This window comes from Mesorhizobium sp. WSM4808 (assembly GCF_055811675.1).
The window spans coordinates 43,196-50,778 of sequence record NZ_JBVVQX010000027.1; the positions used below are offsets into that span (position 1 = coordinate 43,196).

Consider the following 7,583-nt stretch of genomic DNA (forward strand, 5'->3'; position numbering starts at 1 on the left):
CGTATCGTTTTAGGTGGCCTTCTTCGCCCAAAATCCTTGATGGCTCAAAAGTCATGCGCGCAGGGCGCGATGTCGACCATCACAGAATCGAGCCGCCGCCGGCTGCGACGGTGTGAATGCTTGATGGGCGCACGGATACGCACGCCGGCGAGTTCTCGGGGTTTCGGACAGCAGCTTGTGGGTCCTCAACTCGCCCTCTGGTGTGCGCGATCTTTGAAATCGGCGGTTCCGCGCAGGAATAGCTCATGACTGCGTTGCACGAGTGATTGGAGATGCGCTACGCTACGGATGGACCGAGGTCATATGACTGGGTCACCATCGCTGTATGCTCTAGCTGGGACGCCCGAAGTGCTTCCGCATCGCTTAAGAAAGCCTAGGCTGCGTCGGTGCGTTCACCAACCGATCCGTTTAAGCCAGCCGATGGCGGCCTCCAGGTGCGACGAGTGTATCCCTCGCGTCCATGCTCGGCAATGCATTGGAGATGGCGGTCGCGGCGGGTCGGCGCGCTCTCCGCCATATCGCTTGATACCGCTGTTGATCGGGGTGGAACAATCACCTGAGCATCAGCATGGCGCTGGGTGACGGTGCCGTAGATGTCCGCTTGATCGTAGGCTGCATCGCAGATGAAAGAGGCAAGTGGGCGTGGCCGTGCTGATCGACGCCTGTGCCGCCGCGACGGCTGTCGTATGGGTCCGCCGGAACTTCATGAAAAGCCTCATCTGGTGATCGGCCCCGAAAGGAACGCCGCCGGCATTCTCATCCTGATTGATTGACGCGGCGTTCGCACTTTGATGTCAACTCCGAGGGGGCTTGCCGTGGATCCGTCGCTGCCTAGGCCATTGACTCCTCCAGCCGGTATCCGTTAGGTATACGGACAGATTGATCGTCGAAAAAAGTGGAGCGCGGGCGAATGTGGCAATTCTGGGTGGATCGTGGCGGCACTTTCACAGATATTGTTGCGCGCACACCGGAGGGCGAGCTGAAGACCCACAAGCTGCTCTCCGAAAATCCCGAGAAATACCGCGATGCCGCCATTCAGGGCATTCGCGAGCTGCTGGGATTGGCGGACAGCCAGCCGATCCCCGACTTCGCCGTTGAGTCAGTCAGGATGGGGACCACGGTAGCCACCAACGCGCTACTCGAGCGCAAAGGCGAGCGGACGCTGTTCGTCACTACGCGCGGCATGGGGGATGTGCTGCGCATTGGCTATCAAAACCGGCCTCGCCTGTTTGATTTGCACATTCAGCTCCCGCAGCTTCTCTATGAGGAGGTCGTTGAGATTGACGAACGCGTGGCTGCCGACGGCAAGGTACTCGTTGCAACGGATGCGGAGGAAATTCGCCGTGTCCTCAGCAGCGCTCATTCACGCGGCTTCCGCTCCGTCGCGGTTGCCTTCATGCATGGATACCACAGCCCCGATCACGAGATTCTCGTCGGTCGCATCGCCCGTGAGGTCGGCTTCTCGCAGGTCTCACTCAGCCACGAGACGAGCCGTCTCATTAAGCTGGTAGGGCGCGGAGACACCACGGTCGTCGACGCCTATCTCTCGCCGTTGCTGCGCCGCTATGTCGACCAGGTCAGCGACGCGCTGGGTGCCGCCACCTCGCTCATGTTCATGCAGTCGAACGGCGGCTTGACAGATGCCCGCCTGTTCCAGGGCAAGGACGCGATCCTGTCGGGACCGGCCGGGGGCGTCGTCGGCATGGAGAGGACCGCTGCGGCGGTCGGTATTGACCGGCTGATCGGCTTCGACATGGGTGGGACCTCCACCGATGTCTGTCATTTTGGCGGCGAATACGAACGCGACTTCGAGACCGAGATTGCGGGCGTGCGTATCCGTGCGCCCATGATGAGCATTCACACCGTCGCTGCCGGCGGCGGCTCGATCCTGAGCTTCCGCAACGGCCGTATGCAGGTCGGTCCGGAAAGTGCCGGCGCCGATCCCGGGCCGGCGAGCTACCGCCGCGGTGGACCGCTGACGGTGACGGATTGCAACGTGCTTCTCGGCAAGTTGCAGCCGAGCGCTTTCCCGCATATCTTCGGCCCGCATGCTGACCAGCCTCTCGATACCGAGGTGGTGCGCGGCAAATTCCTTCATCTCGCGCGCGAGATCGCCGGCGAGACCGGGCTCGATAAGACCGCGGAGCAGTTGGCCGACGGCTTCCTGCGCATCGCGGTCGAGAACATGGCCAACGCGATCAAGAAGATCAGCATCCAGCGCGGCCACGACATCAGCAAATACACGATGAACTGCTTCGGCGGCGCTGGTGGCCAGCACGCCTGCCTTGTTGCCGACGTGCTGGGCATGGAAAGCATTTTCATCCATCCATTCGCCGGCGTGCTGTCGGCTTTCGGCATGGGGCTCGCCGATATCAGGGCGATGCGCGAACGGCAGGTCAATGAACCGCTGGATGCGGTGGACGTCTTCGAGACGGTTGTCGCTGCCCTCTCGGCGGAGGCGCTGACGGAGGTCGAGCGGCAAGGCGCCGATCCGGCCCGGATTCGCCTCACGGCCGCCGCCCACATCCGTACCGCCGGCGCGCATCAGGCGCTCCCCATCGCGTACGGGTCGCCGGACGAAATGCGTGCCGCCTTCCGCGAGGCCCATCACAGTCGCTTCGGCTATTTCCCTGAGGGAGCGGATCTCGTCGTCGAGCTGATCACCGTCGAGGCGATCCTCGCGACTGGTGTGACGGCGGCGACGAACGTCATCAATGGAGGCGGGGCGCCGCGCGACCGAGAAACGATCGACACCTTTCTCGCGGGCGAATGGTTGAAAATACCGCTGGTCGACCGCCTGGCTCTTTCCATTGGTGACAAGGTGGACGGCCCCGCAATCATTACCGAGCCGACCGGCACCAATGTTGTCGAGCCTGGCTGGCAGGCAGAGATTGTCGATTACGGAAACCTGATGCTGCGCCGGGTTGTGCCGCTGAAACGGGCGGAGGCAATCGGCACAGAGGCCGACCCGCTGATGTTGGAGGTCTTCAACAATCTCTTCATGTCGATCGCCGAGCAAATGGGGGTAACGCTACAGAACACGGCTTATTCGGTAAATATCAAGGAGCGCCTTGACTTCTCCTGCGCAATCTTCGATGCCGAGGGCAATCTCGTCGCCAACGCACCGCATGTGCCGGTACATCTGGGATCGATGGGCGAGAGTGTTCGCACCGTGCTGCGCAACCATCGCGACAAGCTCAGCCCGGGCGACGTCTTGATGATGAACAATCCTTACAATGGCGGCACGCATCTGCCCGACGTGACGGTCATCACGCCGGTATTCGATGCAGAAGGCAGGAGTATCCTCTTTGCCGTTGCCTCGCGCGGCCATCATGCGGATATCGGGGGGCGCACGCCAGGCTCCGCTCCCCCCGACAGCAAGCATATAGACGAGGAAGGCGTGCTGATCGAGGATTTCTACCTCGTCCGCGATGGTCGCTTCCGCAAAGAAGAAACCCGCGAACTGCTCTCCAGCGGTCCCTATCCCTGCCGCAACATAGACCAGAATATCGCCGACCTCGCCGCCCAGGTGGCGGCGAACGCTACGGGCGTGCGCGAATTGCAAAAGATGCTCGCCAAGTTCGGCCGCGACGTCATGCACGCCTACATGAAGCACGTGCAGGACAATGCCGAGGAATGCGTGCGGCGGGTCATAGAGGTCCTCACCGACAGCGAGTTCGCCTATGAACTCGATGGCGGTGCGGTCATCCGCGTCGCCATTCGGATCGACCGCGAGAAACGCTCCGCGAGCATCGATTTCAGCGGAACCTCAGCTCAGGACGATGGCAACTACAACGCACCACTGGCGATCTGCAAGGCGGCCGTCCTCTATGTCTTTCGCACGCTGGTAGGGTCGGATATTCCCATGAATGAGGGATGCCTGAAGCCGATTAGCCTGAATGTGCCGGAAGGCACAATGATCAACCCGCGCTATCCAGCGGCGGTTATCGCCGGCAATACCGAGGTCAGCCAGGGGATCACCGAAACACTATACGGGGCCCTTGGCGTTCTCGCCGGTTCGCAGGGCACAATGAACAATTTCGTTTATGGCAACGACGTGCATCAGAACTACGAAACAATCTGTGGCGGCACCGGCGCGGGCAATGGTTTCGACGGCGCGAGCGCGGTCCAATCGCATATGACGAACACCCGAATGACCGATCCCGAGGTGCTAGAGACCCGTTACCCGGTGCGTGTCGAGGAGTTTTCCGTACGCCGAGACTCGGGGGGCCAAGGCCTCTATCGCGGCGGCGACGGCGCGGTTCGCAGGCTGCGCTTCTTGGAGCCGATGACGGTGACGGTGCTGTCATCTCACCGGCGCACACGTGCCTTTGGCCTTGCCGGCGGCGAGCCCGGCCAGCCGGGCGAGAATCTGGTTCAGCGTGCCTCCGGTGAAACGCAAATCCTTGCCGGCAACGATTCCTGCGAAGTCCGCGCGGGCGATATTTGCATCATTAAGACGCCTGGTGGCGGCGGCTACGGCGCGCCTTGAGCGCCGCCTCTCCCGGCGGCTTGGGCTCCGATGACGTGCCGCCACAACTCGTCAGTAGTTCCGGGTACTGCTCGGACCAGAAGAAAGCTTAAGGTCTCAAAGAGATGAAAGTTGTTGTGCTCGGTGCCGGCGTAGTAGGTAGTGCAACGGCTTATATGCTTGCGAAAGATGGATATGACGTAACAGTGATTGATCGCTGTGGTCGACCAGGAATGGAAACGAGTTTCGCAAATGGCGGTTTGATGACCCCAAGCGACGCTAGTCCTTGGAATTCCCCAGGGACAGTGAAGCGTCTGGGAAAAATGCTTTTTGACAGCAGTTCGCCCCTCAAAATCAATCCGGGGGCGGTACCCTCTATGGTCGGCTGGGGCTTTAGATTTCTGGCTAACTCAACTTATGACCGCCACAAAAGCAATATGATTGCAATCATCAGGCTTGCCAGCCTGAGTTTGGATACGCTCCGCAGTATTCGCGAAACAACTCGCATTAACTATGATCAGACGACACGAGGCACAATGCGTTTATTTCCGCGCGGTGGGCGGAAGTCTGAGTTCGTTCAAAAATGCCGCGACATGCAGGAATGGGGCGTTCAATTCGAAACCCTCGATCAAGGTCAAATCCTTGAGAAAGAACCCTGTCTTGGTCCCGTTATCGATCGCTACGCTGGTGCCGTATTCTTTCCCAACGACGAAAGTGGGGACGCACACAAGTTCACGAACGAAATGGCTCGCCTGGCAACCGAATTGGGCGCCGAGTTCTTGATGAACACCAGTGTTCTCCGGATCGCCAAAGCTTCTTCTACGAAGATCTCACATGTTGTCACCTCACAGGGAGACATCCGCGCCGATGCGTTTGTTCTTTCGCTTGGTAGCTACAGTCCGTTCTTAGCCCGACCTCTCGGTATCAAGCTACCGATCCTCCCCGTTAAAGGGTACTCTGTTACAGTGGCATTAAACGGCTGGCGAGGCGGACCAACGCGACCAGTCATGGATGATGGGTATCATGCGATGATGGTGCCGATGGGTGATCGGCTACGCATGGGTGGCCGAGCCGAATTTGCTAGATACAATACGCGCGTCGATGCCAAAGAAGGATGGCGCGTTCTGAATGACGTTCTAAAAATCTTGCCTGCCTTGGCCTCCCACATCGACGCAGATGCCGTGCTTAACTGGTCCGGCTTACGCCCGATGACGCCTGGCGGCCCACCTCTCGTTGGACCAACGCTTTACACTAACCTTTTCCTGAATACCGGTCACGGACCACTGGGATGGACGATGGCCTGCGGATCAGCAAAGTTGATTACGGATTTCATCACGCACGGCCGTGTATTGAACAATCGAGTCGATCCAGCGAACTATGTGCTTTAGCTATTGCGACACGCATTGGGCGCGGCAACATACAACGCGAAGGCAATTGGGAAGCGACGACCCGTCGAGACCGGGTGGCTACTGGCGATCGGCAATCGGAAGCCTACCCGCCTCTCGATTTCATTTCAAGCGCGCGATAGCGCGATAAACCGGGACATCAGCTATCGAGCGGGGAATGACGGTTGGCCTGAACGGCCGGCCGACCAAGAACGTGCTGCATTGCGATTCAAATAGAACAGGACAGAGATGGACAATTACATTCTCCTCGAAAGGCATGACAACATCGCTGTGATTACTCTAAACAGGCCGGAGATCCTGAACGCTTGGCATACACCAATGCGGAGTCAATTGGTTGATGCTTTCAGTGAACTGGAGCGAGACGAAACAGTGCGCGCCATTATATTAACAGGAGCTGGCAGTCGCGCATTCAGCTCTGGCCAAGATCTCAATGAAGCCATGGCTTTTGACGGCGACAAGGGGGCCGCATGGATCGGTGAGTGGAAACGCTTGTATGGTGTAATTCGCTCGCTCACTAAGCCGCTCATCGCGGCCCTGAACGGAGTCGCTGCTGGTTCAGCATTTCAAGTGGCGCTCCTTTGTGACTTCCGAATTGGCCATGAACGAGTCCGAATGGGTCAACCCGAAGTCAACTCCGGCATAGCGAGTGTGACAGGGCCGTGGATCATGAGGGAAATCCTTGGGCTTGCCCGAACGACAGATTTGACCCTGAGCGGCCGTCTAATGGATGCAACTGAATGTCATTCAATTGGGATCATCAACAAGATTGTTCCAGAGGAAAAGGTAATGGAGGTGTCCCTCTCGTTAGCGCGAGAGCTCGCGGCTAAGCCTCCGACAGCTATGCGTTTGAATAAGCAGAGGCTGCGAGAAATGACCGAGGTTGGATTCCGTGAGTGCCTTGAGGCCGCGGTGCGCATTCATCGTGAAGCCTATGGCTCCGGTGAATCGCGACAGATGATAGAAAGGTTTTTGTCCCAGGATGCGTCGTGAGAAAACGACCATTTAGCCATGGATATCCTTGCCCGCTGTCCGGTCCCTTCGCCGCCGGCCTTTCGCGGCACGTCTTGCCGGTGTCTCCTCACCGGGGGGACTATCTGCAGGAGTGAACCGGCCCTTAAGATGAGATTTGTTTCCTTACCATCCGACCGCGCGGGAAGGTGCTGCCGGAGTTGGTCGTGGCTCTCACAGTAGAAGCGCCTGACAGTGCCGTTCTGGGGCCTTCTTTGGCTAACGCTGCATGGAGAAAGGGCGCGCCCGAAAGCGCTGGAATGGGCCGATTGGGATCCTCTGCTCCTCTGCATCGCTTGCACCAAAAGAAGCTGATCGCGAATCCAGCAAGTAAGGCGAGCCAATGGCTCAGACGGGCTGCGGCGTGCAGAGGAACTGTCCCGAACCCTGTACGCGGCCGACGGCCCCAAAGATGCGCACGGCCGCAGGCTTCCATAGCCACGGTGCATGGCGCTGCGCAGCGAAGGAGTCGAGCACCTTCGCCCGGCTCAGCCGCTTCGAGAGAAGGCCTCGACCGCGTGACACCCGGCCCGGCTTGCCCGTACTCTGCCGAACTTCAATTTGAAGCGTTGGCAAACTCAGCTGAAGGAAAGTTCAGACTCGCCAAAAATCCCATCTTCGGGCACGACCCCAAGGCCGGGGCCTTCCGGCAGTTTGATGTGGCCGCCCACGACCTTCACGCCCTTGGAGTCATACGT

At 59.3% G+C, this 7,583-nt stretch carries 3 protein-coding genes; all 3 read left to right on the plus strand.

Annotated features, from left to right (window positions below):
- The first annotated feature begins 910 nt into the window (after positions 1-910).
- On the plus strand, positions 911-4,492 hold the full coding sequence (locus tag AC0L2U_RS31205) for a hydantoinase B/oxoprolinase family protein (protein WP_473603225.1): 3,582 nt from the start codon (positions 911-913) through the stop codon (positions 4,490-4,492).
- A gap of 104 nt (positions 4,493-4,596) precedes the next feature.
- Positions 4,597-5,859: a D-amino acid dehydrogenase gene (locus tag AC0L2U_RS31210; protein WP_473603226.1), complete on the plus strand. Its 1,263-nt coding sequence runs from the start codon at positions 4,597-4,599 to the stop codon at positions 5,857-5,859.
- A gap of 246 nt (positions 5,860-6,105) precedes the next feature.
- Entirely contained in the window at positions 6,106-6,867 is a 762-nt protein-coding gene (locus AC0L2U_RS31215) for an enoyl-CoA hydratase/isomerase family protein (RefSeq protein WP_473603227.1), read from the plus strand.
- Positions 6,868-7,583 lie beyond the last annotated feature (716 nt).

Bases quoted from the DNA above. Each gene is read 5' to 3' on its own strand.
- AC0L2U_RS31205 (WP_473603225.1), top strand. From the start codon at position 911: ATGTGGCAATTCTGGGTGGATCGTGGCGGCACTTTCACAGATATTGTT.
- AC0L2U_RS31210 (WP_473603226.1), top strand. From the start codon at position 4,597: ATGAAAGTTGTTGTGCTCGGTGCCGGCGTAGTAGGTAGTGCAACGGCT.
- AC0L2U_RS31215 (WP_473603227.1), top strand. From the start codon at position 6,106: ATGGACAATTACATTCTCCTCGAAAGGCATGACAACATCGCTGTGATT.